Raw genomic sequence first — 17,419 nt, 5'->3', positions numbered from 1 at the left:
GGCGACCCCTCCACCTGTCCTGCACAGGCCCAGGGTGGAAGCCGGAAATGTCCGCATGCCTCGGTAGGCTTAAGATGTGAACAAACAGAAGGCCGGATTATTCATCGCGTTCGAAGGTGGCGATGGCGCCGGCAAGTCCACCCAGGCGGCCCGCCTTGCCGCCGCGCTGGAGTCCCGGGGCCACACGGTGCTGCGCACCCGTGAACCCGGCGGCACGCCCATTGGGGAAAAGCTGCGCTCGCTGGTACTGGATCACGGCAACGGCGAGATTGACGCCCATACGGAAGCCCTCATTTTCGCGGCTTCCCGCGCCGCCCACGCCGCACAGGTTATCCGCCCGGCACTTGGCCGTGGCGAGATTGTGCTGACCGACCGCTACATCGACTCTTCGGTGGCATACCAGGGGGCCGGCCGCAAACTCGGCCAGGACGCCGTCCAGTCCCTCAACGAGTGGGCCACCTCAGGCCTGCAGCCACACCTTACGGTCCTCCTGGATGTTGACCCCAAGCTTGGCCGGCGGCGCCGCACTGCAGACCAGGCAGCCGAAGACCGACTTGAATCCGAAGCTGACGAGTTCCACACGCGGATCCGGGACGCCTTCCTGGACCTCGCGGCGGGCCACCCCGCGTCGTACCTGGTCCTCCCTGCCCACCTCCCCGTCGACGACCTGGCTGCGCAGATCCTGGCCCGCGTGGAAACCTTGCTTGATGCGCCGCCCCTTGCAGCGCATGCCCACGCACCGCAAGGGGCGGTACCTGCAGCGAGCGACGGCGGTGGCGCGTGACCGTCTGGGATGACCTCCAGGGCCAGCCCGCCGTCGTCGAACAACTGCGCCAGGCCGCAAGCGGCGAAAGCCTGACGCACGCTTGGCTGTTCACGGGGCCGCCGGGTTCCGGCCGCTCGAACGCCGCCAAGGCCTTCGCCGCCGCACTGAACTGCGACCAGGAGGACGTCGGCCTCCGTGGCTGCGGGCAGTGCCAGGCGTGCCACACGATCCTGGGTGAAACCCATTCGGATGTGACGTTCGTGCGCACCGAAAAGGTCACCATCACCATCGATGAGGCCCGGGAACTGGTGGCGGCGGCAGGTAACCGGCCATCGTCAGGGCGCTGGCGGATCATCGTCGTGGAGGACGCCGACCGCATGGCCGAGCGGACCACCAACGTACTGCTCAAAGCCATCGAGGAACCCACGCCGCGGACTGTCTGGATGCTTTGCGCGCCGTCCCCCGCCGACGTCCTGGTCACCATCCGCTCCCGCTGCCGTAGCGTCGCTTTACGGCTGCCGCCGGCCTCGGACGTTGCAGCCCTGCTGGTGCGGCGTGACGGTGTGGACCCTGCCCTTGCGGAGCAGGCAGCCCGGGTAGCGCAGAGCCATGTAGGCATTGCCCGCCGGCTGGCCAGGGATCCAGCGGCAAGGGAACGCCGGCTGGAAACGGTCCGTTTTCCGCTCGGCCTCCGCGGCGTCACAGCCGCGGTCATGATGGCGGACAAGCTGGTGAAGATCGCCACCGCCGAGGCCAACAGCTCCAACGAGGAGCGGGATGCAGCGGAGAAGGCCTCCCTCTTTGCAACGTTGGGAGCGCCCGAATCGGGAGCCCTGCCCCCGACCATGCGCAGCCAGCTGAAACAGCTCGAAGACGACCAGAAACGGCGGGCCAAGAGATCCATCACGGACTCCCTGGACCGTACGCTCACCGATTTACTTTCCTTCTACCGCGATGTGCTGATCATCCAACTCGGGAACGCCGTGGAACTGGTCAACGTTGAGCTGAGGAGCGAGCTGGAAGAGTTCGCCGCCCGCAGCACTCCTGAGATCACCCTGGCCCGCATGGACGCCATCAACAAAGCCCGCGAACGCATCACCACAACCAACGTTGCCCCGCTTCTGACCATCGAGTCCATGGCGGCCAGCCTGATCCAGCCCTCCAAGGAGACCCGATGACTGCCCGCCCCCTGTCCGCACGCCACAGGTCCCTGGCGGTTGCAGTCCGAGCCGCGGGAGCAATGGCCCTGGCCGTGGTCCTGGCCTCGTGCAGTCTCCTCAACAGCGGCGACAAGAACCCCCCGGAGGCGGCTACTGCCAAGGCCGACCCCTCGATCGTGGCGTCCGCCCCCGCGGGCCTGGAAAAGTTCTACTCCCAGGAAGTCGTATGGCAGCCCTGCGAAGGGGAATTCCAATGTGCCAAGGTGACCGTCCCCCTGGACTATGCCAATCCTGGCGGCGACACCATCCAGCTTGCCGCTTTGCGGGCGTCCAGCACCGGCAAGAAAACCGGCAGCCTCCTGGTCAACCCCGGCGGCCCGGGCGCTTCCGGCTACGACTTCATCAAGGACGCAGCCGCAACCCACTTTTCAGCCGGCGTACGCAACGCCTACGACCTCGTCGGCTTTGATCCGCGCGGCGTCAAGCGCTCCGCTCCCGTAACCTGCATGACCGACGCAGAACGTGACGCGGCCCGGGCCAAGGTCTATGCCCTCGAAACCGACGCCGGACTGGCCGCGGCGCTGGCCGACAACAAGGCGATCGCTGACCAGTGCGCGGCGCAAACCGGCCCGGTCCTTGGCCACATCGACACCGTCAGCGCCGCCAAGGACCTGGACGTACTCCGGGCCGTGGTGAACGACACCAAGCTGAACTACCTTGGCTACTCCTACGGCACGTTCCTGGGCTCCACCTACGCCTCACTCTTCCCGGACAACGTGGGCCGCATGGTCCTCGACGGGGCTTTGGACCCGTCCATCAGCAATGAGGACCTGACCAGCGGCCAGGCCCGGGCCTTCGAAAAAGCGCTCCACAGCTACGTTGCCAGTTGCCAGAAGCAGGGCAAGTGCCCCCTGAGCCGTGATGTCGATTCCGGAGTTCAGCAGATCCGGGACCTGATCAACGCTGTGCAGCAGACTCCCCGCACGGCCAAGGACGGCCGCCTGGTCAATGCCACCATGTTCGTCAGCGGCCTCATCACCCCGCTCTACAACGACCAAAGCTGGCCGGCCCTCACGCAGGCGCTGGAGGCGGCGTTGTCCGGAGACGTGAGCCTCATGCTCCGGCTGGCCGACCTGGGCGCGGACCGCGGCTCCGACGGAAAGTACACCTCCAATTCAACGTTCGCCTTCAACGCGATCAACTGCCTGGACTACCCCATGGTGTCGGATGCCGCAGGCATGCGCGCCGAAGAGAAGCGGTTGGAGCAGGACTCCCCCACCCTCGGCTACTTCTTTGCCTACGGCGGGACCACCTGTGCGGATTGGCCCTACAAGAACCTCCGCACCCCGGCACCTGTGGAATACAGCGGTGGCTCCCCCATCGTGGTCATCGGGACCACGGGCGACCCCGCAACCCCCGTTGACTGGGCAGCCTCACTGCGCAAGCAGCTGGGCAACGCCTCCCTGCTGACGTGGAGGGGTGAAGGACACACCGCCTACGGCCGTGCCAACAGCTGCTTGGAGGATTCGGTGGACAACTACCTGGTGGGCGGCAAGGTGCCGGCCGACAATACGGTCTGTTGACCGCCCCGGCAGCCGCCGCACGCCCCATTTTGACCGGGGCGAGGAGACTCTATTACAGTTGACTCTTGCATGAGGCGCCCGGTTCTGCCGGGGATTTTGTGCGGTGCTTCCTTAGCTCAGTCGGTAGAGCGTTTCACTCGTAATGAAAAGGTCATCAGTTCGATTCTGATAGGAAGCTCGGGATAAACCCCGGACAGCCCCTGGTTTCAGGGGTTTCCGGGGTTTTTCGCTGGTTAATGGTCTGCCTGGGCTCCTGGTACACCGTCCGCTTTGGACCGGATAAACGCCTGGTCCTCGCGGGATATGGCTGCTTCACCGTGCTGCCCCGTTGCTAAGTTCTCCCCGGTTTCCTTGGAAATTACCGCGACAATCGTCCTCGGCAGGATCTGGCATCCCGGGTTGTCGGTCAACCACTTCCTGGTGGCGGGGTCGAGGCGGCTCCAACGGTCTTTGAGATTCATGGCCGGCTGCTGTCTCCCTGATCTAACGAGCAGAGCCCCAGGCTCTGCGGCGGGCACTCCGCCCGCCCCAACCCACTAGTAAACGCCGGACCTGCTGGAGGGCACAGGGCCTTAAGTCTCAATCTCCGGCCGGACCTCCGCGGACAACCGGCTGCAGGGTGGCCATGCAAAGGCCCGGCGTTAAGAAAGCGTCAAGATTATCCCGCTCCTTCCCGCCCCGTCCCATGCCGGTGCTAATCTCGCCGGTTACGGGCAGGGGCCACCCCATGAAGGCTGCCGCTTATGCCGGGACCAGCAGAGGGGAGATGTTCCATGACTGCATCTATCCAGCACTCCGTACCCGAAAGCGTTCCCCGCCCCTCGCACGATGCCACGCCCCACGGGCCCCTCGTCCGTTGGCTGCTTGAAAACCGCGTCCACCAACCTGAAGGCCTCGAAGCCCCTGAGCGGGAAGAGGGACAGCAAAGCTGGTGGAAGGTTATGTGCCTGACCGGCGTTGACTACTTCTCTACATTGTCCTACCTGCCCGGAATCGCCGCTCTTGCTGCGGGTGCGCTGTCTCCGCTGGCGACACTGCTGATTGTCGCGCTGACTCTTTTGGGCATGCTGCCCATGTATCGCAGGGTGGCCGCTGAAAGCCCCCATGGGCAGGGCTCAGTGGCCATGCTTGAAAAGCTGCTGCCCTTCTGGCGGGGCAAGATCTTTGTCCTGGTGCTGCTCGGGTTCGTAGCCACATCCTGGATCATCACCATCACGCTTTCCGCAGCCGATGCCACCGTCCACCTGCTCGAAAATCCCTTCCTTCCGCCCGCCCTCAAGGGCCAGGCCGTACCCATAACCGTGCTGCTGCTGGTGATCCTTGGCGGAGTGTTCCTGCTGGGCTTCTCCGAGGCTGTCGCCGTCGCTATACCGCTTGTCGGGGTCTTCCTGCTGCTGAACGGCGTCGTTATCGGTTCAGGCATCGCTGACATCGTCGCCGATCCCGCGCTGCTGAATTCATGGAGCGGGGCGTTGGCCGCCCAGGGAACCGGTTCGGGCGGCATTGCAGGACCTGCGCTGCTGGCCTTTCCCCTGCTGGTCCTGGGGCTCTCGGGTTTCGAAACAGGGGTCAGCATGATGCCCTTGATCGCCTCCACAGGCGCCACGAGTGAAGAGAAGCTGCGGGGGCGGATCCGAAACACCCGCAAGCTGCTGACCACTGCGGCACTGATCATGAGCGTCTACCTGATCGGCAGCAGTTTCGTGACCACCGTCCTTATTCCCAGCGAAGCATTCCAGCCGGGCGGGCCGGCCAATGGCCGTGCCCTCGCATATCTGGCCCACGAACGCCTGGGCAGCGGTTTCGGCTCCGTGTATGACATCAGCAGCATCCTTATCCTCTGGTTCGCGGGGGCGTCGGCGATGGCTGGGCTGATCAACATCGTCCCGCGCTATCTTCCGTCCTATGGCATGGCACCCGAATGGTCGCGCGCAGTCCGGCCTGTTGTGCTCGTCTACACCACGGTCAGCATCCTGATCACCGTGGGGTTCAAGGCGGACGTCAACGCCCAGGCCGGCGCCTACGCAACAGGAATCCTTGTGATGATGGTTTCCGGAGCCATAGCGGTGACGATCTCGGCGATCCAAAGGAAACACCGCGGAGCCGCAACCGGCTTCACCGTGCTGACACTGGTGATGCTCTATGCACTGGCGGCCAATGTGCTCGAAAAGCCGGACGGCATCACCATTTCCGGCTTCTTTATCCTCGGCATTATCACCGTGTCACTCGTATCAAGGGTCAGCAGGACCACCGAACTCCGAGTGGACAGGATCGAATTCGATCCGGCTGCCCGCCGGTTCATCAAGGAGTCCCTGGACTACGACGGACGGCTGACCCTGATAGCGAACAAACCGCAGGCGCGCGACGTCGCCGAATATGACCAGAAGACGGCAGACCAGGACGACAGCAACCCAACCCCTTGGACTGCCGACGTCATCTTCCTTGAGATTGACGTCACCGACCCCTCGGGATTCAGCAAGGTGCTGGCCGTCAGGGGCGTCGAGGTAGGGCACCACAGGGTGCTCCGCGTGCAGAGTCCCGCCGCACCCAATGCCATCGCAGCCATCCTGCTGGCACTGCGCGATGCCACAGGTGTGATTCCGCATGCCTACTTCGAGTGGTCTGAAGGCAACCCGCTGGCACACCTGATGCGCTACTTGCTCCTGGGTCAGGGCGATACTCCCCCAGTGGTCCGCGAAATCCTCCGGCGGAACGAACCCGATCCCCGTCGGCGTCCCGGGATCCACGTGGGATAGACGGTGGCTTTTTGCCCGCGACGACTGATTATTACGCCCGCCGCTCCGGCTATCCATCGAGATTCAGGAAACGGCAAGGCCGCCAAGGTATCCTCCCGGAGTGACTCCCCGCTTTCAGGCCGCCGTTCCGGGCGCCACGGCCTGCACCACTGCCTGTCCGACGGGCAGCCGCCGTACGGCATGTGCCACCTCCGGTTGCTGCACGGAAGCTGACCGGACCCCTGCCGCAGCCAGGCCCCGGCGGGGGGCTTGACCGTGGAACCGAACGCGCCCCGGCACCTGGGCCAGGACGGCAAGGGCCCCGGCCGCAGGACGGTCCTGCTGGCAGCAGTGCTCACATTGTCGGCCGCCGTTCCCGACCTGCAGTCCCGTTCGAAGCCTCCGGAAACGCAAGGCAGCGCCCGGGACAGCGGTGAGGCAGACCCGGGCGCCTCCCCGGTGATGGATACAGGCCCCGACGGTGACGAGCCTGCACCCGCGCCTGCCACGCCACCGCCCGTACCTTCACGCGCGCAGATCGTCGACACCTACGGGAAGCACCAGCCCCACTACTGGGGCCTGGAGGCTCCCGGCGTCCTGACGCGGCTGCCGCCCGGCCCCCAGGGCATCGCCCTCACCTTCGACTTTTGCGGCGGTTCCGGCGGCAGCGGCTATGACCAGGCGCTCGTCGATGCCCTGCGCCAGCGTCACGTTCCGGCCACGCTCTTCCTGAACTCGCGGTGGGTCACGGCCAACCCCGCCACGGCCCGGCAGTTGGCGGCAGATCCACTTTTCGAAGTTGCCAACCACGGGACCTCGCATAAGCCGTTGTCCACCACCGGCAACACCGCCTATGGAATCCCAGGCACAAAGAACGCCGGCGAGGTCTACGACGAGATCATGCCGAATGACGGCGTCCTGGCCGGCATCACGGGCAAGCGCCCCAGATACTTCCGCCCGGGCACCGCCTACATGGACGACGTCGCTGTGGACATCCTCGGCGCGCTGGGAGTGAAAGCGGCAGGCTTCAGCATCAATGGCGACGGCGGCGCAACGTTTCCAGCCGCCGTCGTCGCCAAAGAGGTGGGAAAGGCCCGGCCAGGCGACGTGGTCATCTGCCACGGCAACCATCCCAACAGTGGAACGGCGGAAGGCGTAAAGCAGGCGGTAGACAAGCTGCTGGCAGCCGGAATGTCCTTCACCCACCTGCCCTGACGGCACCCCCTGTGCTGGTGGCGGGCTGCGTGCTGATCCGATACGTTGACAGGAAAGCCCTGCCCAGCAACGGGCGGCTGGACCGCGGTCCGACCGCAGCCGAACGTTAGGAATTGTTCATGCCGGAACAGCACAACACCCCTGCCATCGGATGGGTCCCCGCTTGGGCAGACCTTCACGGACGCTCCGCAGAAGCTGTGGACGCCGGGTTCGTCGTCGGGGGAGGCACAGCAGAGGAGCCCCAAGGACAGGAGTATGTGGCGGGCTGGGCAGGTGGTGATGCGGAGGAGCTTGCCGCCAAGGCAGCAGGTGCGGGCGCGCGCCTGACCCTGCTTTGCGCTGACGCCGGAAATGCTGGGGACCTGGCCCCCGATGGTCTCGCCCGGGCGTCAGAGAGGGTTCTGCTCATGGCCCCCACGGCGGAGTTGAATACGGGAGTGCAACTGCCGGAAAACTCCCAGGTGGCCCTGGCACCCATGGAAACCTACGACGCCGTCGAAATCACCGTCTTTGACAGCCCGGTGGCCCGGGGGCGTGTCCAGGTGCGGGACGACTTCGCCGCGGTGGCCATCACGGAAGTCCCGGAAGGGCCGGAAAAGGAGACGTTTGAGCGCGGGCTCTTCGCCGCCATGGCAGAGGAGGCTTTTCTCCACGGCGCCGAGTACCTGCACATGGTGGTTGAGGCGGACGCTGCCGGCCCCTATGAGGCATCCGGGTGGACTGTGGCGGGCCGGCTGGTTGGTTTCGGGAAGAGCTAACGACGGCGGTTCGCCCGGGCGGCGCGAAAACAGGCCCGAGCAGGCAGGAGGGGGCGGGCAGGTAGCTAGTCCGGCCTGCCCACCACCACTTGGGCAGGGCTGTGGGTTACGTAGCCATTGGCCCAGGAGAACAGCGCCCGGACTTTCTGCTGGAAGCCAGGCAACAGGGCAAGATGCACTGCCAGCCACGAAACGAACGCCAGCGGGCCCTGCAGTTGCAGGCGCCGGCGGCCGAGTTCCGCCACGGCTGCGCCGCGTCCCACCATCGCCATGTAGCCCTTGTCCCAGTAGCGGAAAGGCTCCCGCACGCCGCCGGTAAGGTCCGCATAGATGTTGCGTGCCGCCCACTTGCCCGACTGCTGTGCCACGGACCCAAGCTGCGGCAGCTTGTTCCCATCAGCGTCGGTGATGTTCGCCGAGTCGCCCAGGACATAGACACCCTCGAGGTCAGGGGCTGTCAGGTCTGGCTGCACGTCCACCCTGCCACCCCTGCCCTGCTTCAACCCGGACTCGGTGATGATCCGCCCCGCCTGCAGGCCGCCGGCCCACACGACGATCCTTCCAGGGATGACAGTCCCGTCCTTGAGCGTCACCCCGTCAGGCCGGACGTCCCCCACCGCGGTGCCCATATGTAGCTGGACACCCAGTTTTGTCAGCCGGTCCCGCGCGTACGCCTGCGACTTTTCCGAGAAAGCAGCCAGCACGTTGGGAACCATGTCCACCAGGTGAACGTGGCACCGGGCGGCCAGCCCGGGCGAGAAGTACTTCGGCACAAGGTACTTAACGTTCTCTGCCAGTGCGCCGGCGGTCTCCACCCCGGTTGGGCCACCGCCCACCACAATCACGTCGGCGTTTACCGAGGGTTCCCGGTCTGCCTCGTCCATGACGGCAGTGATGGCGGCGCTGAGCCGCGTTGCGTCCGCCACCGAGTACAGGGGGTAGGCATGCTCATCGGCGCCGGGGGTGTTGAAGAAGTTTGGCACCGCCCCCGTGGCGATGACCAGGACCCGGGACCGGTAACTTGAGCCGTCGGCGGTGGTGACCGTGCGGTTGGCCGCATCGATGGCGGTGACCTCCGCCGTCAGGACGCGGACGTTGTTGATCTTGCGGAACTCGGACCGGAGCGGCCGGGTGACCGCCGAAACCCCGATCTGGGATGCGGCCACTTGGTAGAGGAGCGGCTGGAACTGCTGGTAATTGTTGGCATCGAGCAGCAACACCCGGACGCCCTTGCGGCCCAACTCCTCAGCCGCCGTCTTTCCGGCAAAACCGCCGCCAACCACGATGACCTGATATGAATCGTCCATTCGTGCAACATACCCCTCCCGGCGGTCGAGTAACAGGGTGGTGTGCCGGGACGTTGTGGCGTGCGTCTTGTCCCGGTCCGGGCGGGGGAACGTTAAGAAGCCCGCCCCTCCCGGCACCTAAGATGGCGGCATGGATGACGCAGCCCTGGCGGACATTGCGGACCGGCTCTACGCCGGGCCGCTGGACGACTTCGTCGCGGCCCGAACGACCGCCGCCAAGGAGGTTGCGCGCCAGGACAAGGGCCTGGCCGCAACAGTCCGCGGCCTGCCCAAGCCGTCCGTAGCCGCATGGGCCCTGAACATGCTTGCCCGGAACCGGCCGGACGTACTGGACGGGCTCAGCGACCTCGGGGCCCGCATGCGGGCCGCGCAGGTGTCACTCGACGCTCCCTACCTGCGCGAACTGGGCCGGGAGCGCCGCACCATGCTGGCTGACGCCGTCGACATCGCCCGGTCTGTTGCCCGGGAGCAGGGCCGTTCCATCAGTGACGCAATGGCCTCCGAAGTCGAGGAGACCCTCCGGGCCCTGACAGCGGACGAGGGCGCAGCCAATGCAGTGGGCAGCGGGCGGCTGCTGAAGGTCCTGTCCGCGGACGGCGTCAACGACGTCGACCTGGAGGGGGCGGTGGCCCTCCCCGGGCTGCTTCCTCCGGCAACGTCCGCCCGCCCGGCGAATGCTCCCCTTTCCGCGCCGAAGGCAAAGGCAGTGGCGAGGACACGGACGACGGCGGAACGCACCTCCCAGCCAAAGCCCACCAGGCCCCGGCTTGAGGCAGTGCGGCAGACACCCCGGCCAGCCTCGCCGCCGGCGCTGGAAAAGGCAAAGGCGGCCCTTGCCGAAGCCCGGGCTGCCGAAGAGGAGGCGACACGCCTGGCCGGTGAACTGCAGGACCAGGAGGAGCAGGCAAGGGCGGACATTGCGCAGCTGCAGCAGGAAACGGTTGAGCTTCGGAGCCGGCTCAAGGCCGCCGAAGAAAGCCTGGAGCGATCGCGCAAGCGGCTTGTGGCGACCTCTGCCGAAGCGAAGCAGGCGGCGCGGGCGGCAGACAAAGCCAACCGCACCGCGGTGCTGGCGCAGGAACGCGTGCTCCGCCTAAGCAGCAACTAAGGGGCGCACAAGGTAGCCAAACGCTTCCTCTCCCGCAGGACGTTCACGGGACCTACTCTGGAGCTATGGACGCCGCAGCAGCCCATACCTTTGCGATTCCGCCGGCAGCAGTTCGCCGCCCCACCACAGCCCTCGAGGACGCCATCACACTGGCCGCCGGCGTCTGGCTCCTCATTGGAACCTGTGTCGACGGCTGGGCCCATAACAACCTCCGCAACCTCGAGACGTTCTTCACCCCGTGGCACGCAATCCTGTATTCAGGCTTCGCGGCCTGCGCCGTCTGGATCGCGTCCCTGACGTGGCGCCGGCACCCTCCCGGAACGCGGTGGCTTGAAGCGGTCCCCGCCGGTTACGGCTCTGCTGCGGCCGGGGTGGCCCTTTTCCTGGCCTCGGGGGTGGGGGACTTTGCCTGGCACTCCGTGCTTGGCATCGAACAGAACATCAGCGCACTGTTCAGTCCCTCCCATCTGGGGCTTGCCACCGGCGGGTTCCTTATCCTGTCCGCACCGTTCTCGGCCGCGTGGCAGTCACCCGGGAGGACGTGGCCCCGACTGGTGCCGGCATTCGTCAGCGCCATGCTCGCCGGAATGGTTGCGGCCTTCATCCTCCAGGAGTTCGCGGTCTTCGCCCGCCACGGGCTCATTCAGACATACAGCAGCGCTGCCGGGACGCCGACGGCCGTGACGGGGCCGACGTCGGCGGGCATCATGATCTCGCTGGCGACCTTCCTGGTCTCCACGGTGGTGCTCTTTGTTCCCGTCCTGCTGTTGTCGCTGCGGTGGAGCCTGCATCCGGTGATCCCCTGCTGCCATGACGGTGGTCCCCTCTGTAGCCCTGCAGGTCATGGTGGCACTGCGGGACGCCTGGCTGCTACCGGTGGCCCTCACCGGCTCCGTCCTGGTGGGAGTGGTGTGGGCGGTGGTGCGACCGGCACCGGACCGTCCCGGCAGGTTGATGACTGGGGCAGGCCTCTCCCCAGTCGTTTTTTGGGCACCCTATTTCGCCGGTGCGGCGCTCCGGGACGGTGCGCTCAGCTTCTCCCCCGAGATCTGGAGCGGAACGCTCGTCTGGGCAGGCCTGGCAATGCTGTCACTGGCCGCGCTGGCCCTGAAGGCCAGGGAAACTGCCATGGGGAACGGTCCAGCCCGGTGAATCCTCCCCCCACAGCCGACAGCTTGGAGTATTTACGTCCGAAAGATGCAGTTCACCAGCCCGCCACGACAGGTTAATTACCGACTAGTAACTTGAGAGCTCCTGTTGAGCCCAAACCTGAAGAGGCCCCACAATGAGCTCCGAAACTACCGGACGCGTACTCACGAGGTACGCGTCCCGGCACAGCCGTACGGCCATCACCGCGCTGGCTGTGTCCCTCCCCTTTGTCTTCCTTGCCCCGGCCGGCGCCTCCACCTCGGCGGCGCCCGCCACTCCGGCTCCGCAGACCGTCGCCACGTCGCCGCCCAACCACTTGGACCTCGGTGCGCAGGACCTGCCCGAAACCCGCACCGTGACCGACCTCGCCCCCGGGCTGACCAAGACCTCCATCAGCCGCGGCGCCCCCAACCAGGACTTCTTCTGGACCGCTGAAGTGGCTGTCCCGTCCGTTTCCCCGGACCCGGACGCCCCGGCCTCGGCACTGTCCTCCCAGGCGCAAGCCCAGATAGTTGCCGACAAGCTTAACGCGGTCGGCGTCACTGCGCGGGTGGAGCACGTCCAGTCACCGCAACTGGCCGACGCCGGCGGCGACCTTGGCTACCGGGTCCGGGCCGGACAGTTCCCGGTGAAGGCCGACGGATCCCCCACCGTCGACCGGATCAAGGCAGCCGGGTACAAATCCTCCGTCATCTACACCGGCTGGGACGGTGATGCCGGCTCGAGCGAGGATGACCGGGGCCCTTGGAACCTGCAGGTACTGACCATCGACCCGAAGGAATTCCGCGGCGACCTCACCTCGACGTTCGGCCCTAACCTCGAAGAGCGTGAAACCACCAGCTCACTCGCCGCCGCTGCGGGGGCCCTGGCGGCAACGAACGGCGGCTATTTCGTCATGGATCCCCAGGCAGGAGCCCCGGGCGATCCCGCAGGCGCGGCAGTCCACGACGGAAAGGTCCTCAGCGAACCCGTCGCCGACCGGCCCTCGTTAGTCATAGACAAGAACAGCACCTCCATCCAACGCCTCCACTGGCACGGCTCCGTCACCGGACCTGGCCAGGCCGGAGAACTTCCCCTGGACGGAATCAACCGGGTCCCAGGGCTTATCCGCAACTGCGGGGGCACCGACGACACCCCCACCAACCTGCCGCTGCATGACGTCACCTGCACGGACGCGGACGAAATCGTCTCCTTCACCCCCGAGTTCGGTCCCGCGACGCCATCCGGGCCCGGACTCGAAGTCCTCCTTGACGCCCATGGCACTGTTACCTCCGTAAACCACATCCGCGGCACTGCCGTCCCGTCCGGCGGACAAACCCTGCAGGCCATCGGAGCGGACGCGGATAAACTCGCTGCCCTGGCTGTCCCTGGTTCAAAGCTGAAAGTCGGCACCGACCTGCTCGACGAGGGTGGCAAGGCCTTGAAGACCGGTTCCACGACGGACGTCGTCAACGGCGGCCCAACCCTGGTTCAAAACGGCCGGCTCAACGTCACCGCCCGCCGCGACGGCATGGTCCGCACCAATGACAGCAACAGCTTCTTTTACGGCTGGGTCCACAAGCGCAACCCCCGCACCTTCGCCGGCACGGACGCCCATGGCCGCACCCTGATCGTAACCGCCGACGGCCGCCAAACCACCAGTCTTGGGTTGAGCATCAAAGAATCAGCCGACGTCGCCCGTTCCCTCGGAATGGTCAACGCCATGAACCTCGACGGCGGCGGATCCACCACCATGGTCCAGGACGGCCGCGTCGTGAGCTCGCCCTCCGACGCCACTGGCGAGCGCCCCGTGGGCGACGCTCTCGTCGTACTGCCCGGCCGCAAGCCGTAACCTTCACCGGCCTCACATATACACATCACAAACTTTGGAGAACCATGAAGTACACCAAGCTGCTGACCGCGGCAGCCATCACCGCAGGCCTCGCCCTGGGAACAGCCCTCCCGGCGCAAGCTGCCGATACCAACCCCAACGGCACAGAAAACCATTTTGATCTCCAGGCGCACCGTGGCGGCATCGGCTTGACCGTCGAATCCACGCTGGCTTCCTTCGCCAAGGGCATCGAGAGCGGCGTGAGCACCTTGGAACTGGATCTGCAGATCACCAAGGACGGCCGGGAAGTCATTACCCACGACCGGAAGATCAACGGCCAGAAGTGCCAGGACACCGCCCCGGTCACCCCCGGTGACCCGTCGTACCCTTACGTCGGCAAGTACATCAAGGACCTCACCTTCGATCAGGTGCGCAGCCTGGACTGCGGCTCCTTGACGCTGCCCCAGTTCCCCGGCCAGCAGGCGTCCCCCGGCGCAAAGATGCCGACCCTGGCCGAGGTGTTCGACCTCGCCAACCGTTACCGTGCCAGCCGAGTCAAGTTCAATATCGAAACCAAGGTTGAAGCCGGGGCACCAGAGCAAACCGCTCCGCGCGAACAGTTCGTGAACGTCGCCCTGCGCGAAATCAAGGCCGCCCACATGGAGGAGCGCGTCTCCATCGAGAGCTTCGACTGGGGCTCGCTGCGCCTGGTGAAGGAACGCGAACCCGGCATGCGGACCGTGGCGCTGACCAACAAGGACTTCCTGCAGGCCGGACAGCCGGGCAAGTCACCCTGGCTCGGCGGCATCGACGCGGACGACTTCGCCGGGGACCTGGTGGACGCTGCTGCCTCCCTGGGTTTCGACGCCATCTCCCCCGTCCACGGCACTCCCCAGAACGGAACCGTCACCGACCCCGGCTACGTGCCCTACGTGACAGCCGATATGGTGAACCGCGCCCACGCCAAGGGCATGCAGGTCATTCCGTGGACCGTCGATGATAAACCCACCATGCGCAAGCTCATGGACGACGGTGTTGACGGCCTGATCACCGACTACCCGAACCGGCTGCGCGAAGTGCTGGCAGAACGATCCCTGAAGCTGCCCAAGCAGTACACGCTGGAACCCGGTGCGTCCGCAGGGAACTGACCACCCGGACAGTCCTTGGATCTGAGCGTTCAGATCTGCGACTGCGCAGTCTGGACCGGGCGTGATGTGAAGCCGGCCGACAGGGTTGCGGAACCCTTCAAGCAATTACAGGCATGGGGAGTGTTGTTCTTGACCTTTGGGTCCGTATCCCAACACGCGGAGGCTGGTTCCTAAGAATGTCAGACCCCGGTTGCACACTGGATTCATGGAAAACCAAGCTGTGCAGGAATTTCACGTAACGTACTTCGACGCCGACTGTGGCCGGTCCCGGTCCGAGGTCTTCGAGACGCTCGAAGAGGCCGAGCGCTTCGCCTGCCGGCACTGCCACGGCGAAGACAACTGGGCCGTGGTGGACGCCATCACTGTGGAGCACATCCAGGCCGCTGCCTAAACCAGGTTCGTGCACCACCGGCGCCCGGCATCCGCGGCGCCCACCGGGGACCCGTCGACCACAAAAGACCATCAGGCTGCGCGGCCACAAACCCGAGCACCGGCGGTCTTAAAAGCACCAGCCCGTGCTGCCTGGCGATGGCCGGCAGCACGGGCTGGTGCTTTTACTCTGGCTGGATTCCGCGCTCCGCCTTGGTCGGGTGCCCATCGGGCGGCGCGCGGCGCGCCGTCGCGGGTTACGCGAAGTCGGAAACCGCGGGATCGGCACCGATGCGGCCTTCGCCGCTGGCGGTGCGGTCAAGGTTGTTGATGGCTTCAACATCCTCTGCGTCCAGGGACACCTCAAGGGCTGCGAAGTTCTCCTTGATGCGCGACTCGGTCACGGACTTGGGGATCACCACGTTGCCGATCGCCAGGTGCCAGGCGATGACTACCTGGGCGGGTGTGGCCTGGTGCTTGGCGGCGATGGACGCGATGGTGGGATCATTCAGCAGCTCGCCACCCTGGCCCAGCGGAGACCACGCCTGGGTCAGGATGCCCTTGGAGGCTCCGAACTCGCGCAGTTCACCCTGGTTGAAGTAGGGGTGCAGTTCGATCTGGTGGATGGCGGGAACCACGCCGGTTTCGTCGATGATGCGCTGCAGGCCCTCGACAGTGAAGTTGGAGACGCCGATGGACTTGACCCGGCCGCGCTTCTGAAGCTCGATCAGCGCCTTCCAGGTGTCAACGTACTTGTCCTGCTTGGGCTGCATCCAGTGGATCAGGTAGAGGTCCAGCGTCTCCAGGCCAAGCCGGTCCATGGATTCCTCGAAGGCGGCGAGGGTTGACTCGTACCCCTGGTCCGCGTTCCACAGCTTGGTGGTGATGAAGATCTGCTCCGGAGAGAGGCCGGAGCTGGCGATGGCGCGGCCCACGCCGGCCTCGTTGCCGTAGATCTTGGCCGTATCGATGTGCCGGAAGCCGGCTTCGAATGCCTGGCGGACAACCTTTTCAGCCACGTCGTCCTCAACCTGCCACACACCGTAGCCGAGCTGGGGAATCGTGTTTCCGTCGTTGAAAGTCAAAGTTGGTGAAAGAGTCATGGTTTCATCCTGCCAAAACAGCGCCACGAAACGCGCTGGATCCGCGGCTTGTCAGCCAGCCGCGTAACCCCAAAATTCCCAACCAAATCGGGAATATTTCACGCCGCTGCCAACCCGGGCTGCCGGCTATTCCCCGCGAAGCTGCCTCTCGGCGTCGTCAACCTGCTGGAAGACGGCCTCGGCACGCCGGCGTACGGACGCCGCTCCCACGGGCACGGGACCGACGGCGAGCCGAAGCATCGCTGCGGCTTCGGCCGTGGTGGCCAGCGAGTTTCCGGCCTTGGACAGCGACCGGTGCACGTTGGCCAGGGCAGCAGGTATGTCCAGGCCTTCGCTGGGCGAACGGCGCTGCGCCTCCACGCACACCGCACGCACCCGGTGCAGGAGGGCGGCGAGTTCGTTCGCAATCTCCACCAGTTCGGCGTACAGCTGGTCATCCTCCACGCCCTCGAGCACCTGGTGGAAGCGGTCCAGTCCCCTGTGGAAGCGGTCGTGGGCGCGGCGCCACAACCCCTTGCCCAGTTCCGCATCATCCTTGCGCCCCTGCCGGGCGGCGCTGAAAAAGCCCAAGCGGAACCTTAGAGGTACTGCCCCGGACCGTGGTCCGGTTCATCACGGGGGCTGGGCCGCGAGGCACTGCCGGGGCGGGCGCCCGCCGGTGCCCGCTGCGGCTCACCGTTCTCACCAATCACGACGCCGGGCGCAATCATGGTGCCGGGCGGCAGCTGGCGCATCTGCATCTGCGCGGCGGCCTGCTGCTGGGCGGCGTGCTGGGCCGCAATGGCGGTCTGGATACCGTGGAAGAGGCCCTCGAGCCAGCCCACCAGCTGGGCCTGGGCGATCCGGAGCTCGGCGTCCGAGGGCGTGGCTTCGTCGGAGAAGGGCAGGCTGATCCTGTCCAGTTCCGCCACGAGCTCCGGTGCCAGCCCGTCCTCAAGCTCTTTGATCGAGCGCTCATGGATGGCAGCAAGCCGGCCACGCGCGGCGTCGTCCAAAGGCGCCGACTTCACCTCCTCAAGGAGCTGGCGGATCATAGTGCCGATCCTCATGACCTTGGCGGGCTCGTCCACCAGGTCCTGCAGGTTGCTGCCCCGGGGCTTGCCGTCCCCGGCGGACGGATCCTGCACGGATTCCTGTGCGTCGTCAACGGGAGTGCCTTCCACCGGGAGGTCCTCAGCTGCCTGAGTGTCTTTGGGATCGCTCATGCG

The 17,419-nt window shown here is 65.9% G+C and carries 15 protein-coding genes and 1 tRNA gene; 12 read left to right on the top strand and 4 right to left on the bottom strand.

Annotated features, from left to right (window positions below; all coding sequences use genetic code 11):
- The first annotated feature begins 76 nt into the window (after positions 1 to 76).
- The 7 genes from tmk to LFT44_RS03350 all read left to right on the top strand — a co-directional run bounded on the left by tmk (position 77) and on the right by LFT44_RS03350 (position 8,217).
- Entirely contained in the window at positions 77 to 784 is a 708-nt protein-coding gene (gene tmk, locus LFT44_RS03380) for a dTMP kinase (protein WP_236801095.1), read from the top strand.
- Positions 781 to 1,944, top strand: coding sequence for a DNA polymerase III subunit delta' (locus tag LFT44_RS03375; RefSeq protein ID WP_236801094.1), 1,164 nt, complete (start codon positions 781 to 783; stop codon positions 1,942 to 1,944). The genes tmk and LFT44_RS03375 overlap by 4 nt, the downstream gene beginning before the upstream one ends.
- Complete coding sequence (locus LFT44_RS03370; RefSeq protein WP_236801093.1) at positions 1,941 to 3,509, top strand: alpha/beta hydrolase; 1,569 nt, start codon at positions 1,941 to 1,943, stop codon at positions 3,507 to 3,509. Before LFT44_RS03375 ends, LFT44_RS03370 begins: the two co-directional genes overlap by 4 nt.
- Before the next feature lie 105 nt (positions 3,510 to 3,614).
- A tRNA-Thr gene (locus LFT44_RS03365) sits at positions 3,615 to 3,687 on the top strand.
- Between the two features lie 595 nt (positions 3,688 to 4,282).
- Positions 4,283 to 6,265 carry an amino acid transporter gene (locus LFT44_RS03360; protein ID WP_236801092.1) on the top strand — a complete coding sequence of 661 codons (1,983 nt, stop codon included), beginning with the start codon at positions 4,283 to 4,285 and terminating at the stop codon, positions 6,263 to 6,265.
- A 255-nt stretch (positions 6,266 to 6,520) separates the two neighbouring features.
- Entirely contained in the window at positions 6,521 to 7,459 is a 939-nt protein-coding gene (locus LFT44_RS03355) for a polysaccharide deacetylase family protein (RefSeq protein ID WP_236801091.1), read from the top strand.
- 119 nt (positions 7,460 to 7,578) lie between these two features.
- Complete coding sequence (locus LFT44_RS03350) at positions 7,579 to 8,217, top strand: hypothetical protein (RefSeq protein WP_236801090.1); 639 nt, start codon at positions 7,579 to 7,581, stop codon at positions 8,215 to 8,217.
- A 65-nt stretch (positions 8,218 to 8,282) separates the two neighbouring features.
- Here LFT44_RS03350 and LFT44_RS03345 read toward each other — a convergent pair whose 3' ends face one another.
- Positions 8,283 to 9,524: an NAD(P)/FAD-dependent oxidoreductase gene (locus LFT44_RS03345; RefSeq protein WP_236801089.1), complete on the bottom strand. Its 1,242-nt coding sequence runs from the start codon at positions 9,522 to 9,524 to the stop codon at positions 8,283 to 8,285.
- 130 nt (positions 9,525 to 9,654) lie between these two features.
- Here LFT44_RS03345 and LFT44_RS03340 point away from each other — a divergent pair, with 130 nt between their 5' ends.
- The 5 genes from LFT44_RS03340 (at position 9,655) to LFT44_RS03320 (ending at position 15,130) form a co-directional block, all read left to right on the top strand.
- Positions 9,655 to 10,632, top strand: coding sequence for a hypothetical protein (locus LFT44_RS03340; RefSeq protein WP_236801088.1), 978 nt, complete (start codon positions 9,655 to 9,657; stop codon positions 10,630 to 10,632).
- Positions 10,633 to 11,442: 810 nt separating this feature from the next.
- Positions 11,443 to 11,784: a hypothetical protein gene (locus tag LFT44_RS03335; protein ID WP_236801087.1), complete on the top strand. Its 342-nt coding sequence runs from the start codon at positions 11,443 to 11,445 to the stop codon at positions 11,782 to 11,784.
- 133 nt (positions 11,785 to 11,917) lie between these two features.
- Positions 11,918 to 13,612, top strand: a complete 1,695-nt coding sequence (locus LFT44_RS03330) for a phosphodiester glycosidase family protein (RefSeq protein ID WP_236801086.1) — start codon at positions 11,918 to 11,920, stop codon at positions 13,610 to 13,612.
- A 44-nt stretch (positions 13,613 to 13,656) separates the two neighbouring features.
- Positions 13,657 to 14,739 (top strand): glycerophosphodiester phosphodiesterase, encoded by a 1,083-nt coding sequence (locus tag LFT44_RS03325; RefSeq protein ID WP_236801085.1) that lies wholly within the window; start codon positions 13,657 to 13,659, stop codon positions 14,737 to 14,739.
- Positions 14,740 to 14,944: 205 nt separating this feature from the next.
- Positions 14,945 to 15,130, top strand: coding sequence for a hypothetical protein (locus LFT44_RS03320; protein WP_236801084.1), 186 nt, complete (start codon positions 14,945 to 14,947; stop codon positions 15,128 to 15,130).
- Positions 15,131 to 15,365: 235 nt separating this feature from the next.
- On the opposite strand, the gene LFT44_RS03315 is transcribed toward LFT44_RS03320, so the two are convergent.
- The 3 genes from LFT44_RS03315 to LFT44_RS03305 form a co-directional block, all read right to left on the bottom strand.
- Positions 15,366 to 16,211 (bottom strand): aldo/keto reductase, encoded by an 846-nt coding sequence (locus tag LFT44_RS03315; protein ID WP_236801083.1) that lies wholly within the window; start codon positions 16,209 to 16,211, stop codon positions 15,366 to 15,368.
- Between the two features lie 126 nt (positions 16,212 to 16,337).
- Positions 16,338 to 16,781: a hypothetical protein gene (locus LFT44_RS03310; RefSeq protein ID WP_236801082.1), complete on the bottom strand. Its 444-nt coding sequence runs from the start codon at positions 16,779 to 16,781 to the stop codon at positions 16,338 to 16,340.
- Positions 16,782 to 16,789: 8 nt separating this feature from the next.
- Positions 16,790 to 17,416, bottom strand: coding sequence for a bacterial proteasome activator family protein (locus tag LFT44_RS03305; protein WP_236801081.1), 627 nt, complete (start codon positions 17,414 to 17,416; stop codon positions 16,790 to 16,792).
- Positions 17,417 to 17,419 lie beyond the last annotated feature (3 nt).

Source organism: Arthrobacter sp. FW306-05-C, from assembly GCF_021801725.1.
GTDB lineage: Bacteria > Actinomycetota > Actinomycetes > Actinomycetales > Micrococcaceae > Arthrobacter.
Note: the sequence above shows the minus strand (reverse complement) of the source record. Positions and strands in the feature narration are given on the sequence as shown.

What these genes read in the sequence shown, in the direction of transcription:
- LFT44_RS03370 (WP_236801093.1), top strand. Translation starts at nt 1,941, where the DNA reads ATGACTGCCCGCCCCCTGTCCGCACGCCACAGGTCCCTGGCGGTTGCA.
- LFT44_RS03360 (WP_236801092.1), top strand. Translation starts at nt 4,283, where the DNA reads ATGACTGCATCTATCCAGCACTCCGTACCCGAAAGCGTTCCCCGCCCC.
- LFT44_RS03350 (WP_236801090.1), top strand. Translation starts at nt 7,579, where the DNA reads ATGCCGGAACAGCACAACACCCCTGCCATCGGATGGGTCCCCGCTTGG.
- LFT44_RS03345 (WP_236801089.1), bottom strand. Translation starts at nt 9,524, where the DNA reads ATGGACGATTCATATCAGGTCATCGTGGTTGGCGGCGGTTTTGCCGGA.
- LFT44_RS03340 (WP_236801088.1), top strand. Translation starts at nt 9,655, where the DNA reads ATGGATGACGCAGCCCTGGCGGACATTGCGGACCGGCTCTACGCCGGG.
- LFT44_RS03335 (WP_236801087.1), top strand. Translation starts at nt 11,443, where the DNA reads ATGACGGTGGTCCCCTCTGTAGCCCTGCAGGTCATGGTGGCACTGCGG.
- LFT44_RS03330 (WP_236801086.1), top strand. Translation starts at nt 11,918, where the DNA reads ATGAGCTCCGAAACTACCGGACGCGTACTCACGAGGTACGCGTCCCGG.
- LFT44_RS03325 (WP_236801085.1), top strand. Translation starts at nt 13,657, where the DNA reads ATGAAGTACACCAAGCTGCTGACCGCGGCAGCCATCACCGCAGGCCTC.
- LFT44_RS03320 (WP_236801084.1), top strand. Translation starts at nt 14,945, where the DNA reads ATGGAAAACCAAGCTGTGCAGGAATTTCACGTAACGTACTTCGACGCC.
- LFT44_RS03315 (WP_236801083.1), bottom strand. Translation starts at nt 16,211, where the DNA reads ATGACTCTTTCACCAACTTTGACTTTCAACGACGGAAACACGATTCCC.
- LFT44_RS03305 (WP_236801081.1), bottom strand. Translation starts at nt 17,416, where the DNA reads ATGAGCGATCCCAAAGACACTCAGGCAGCTGAGGACCTCCCGGTGGAA.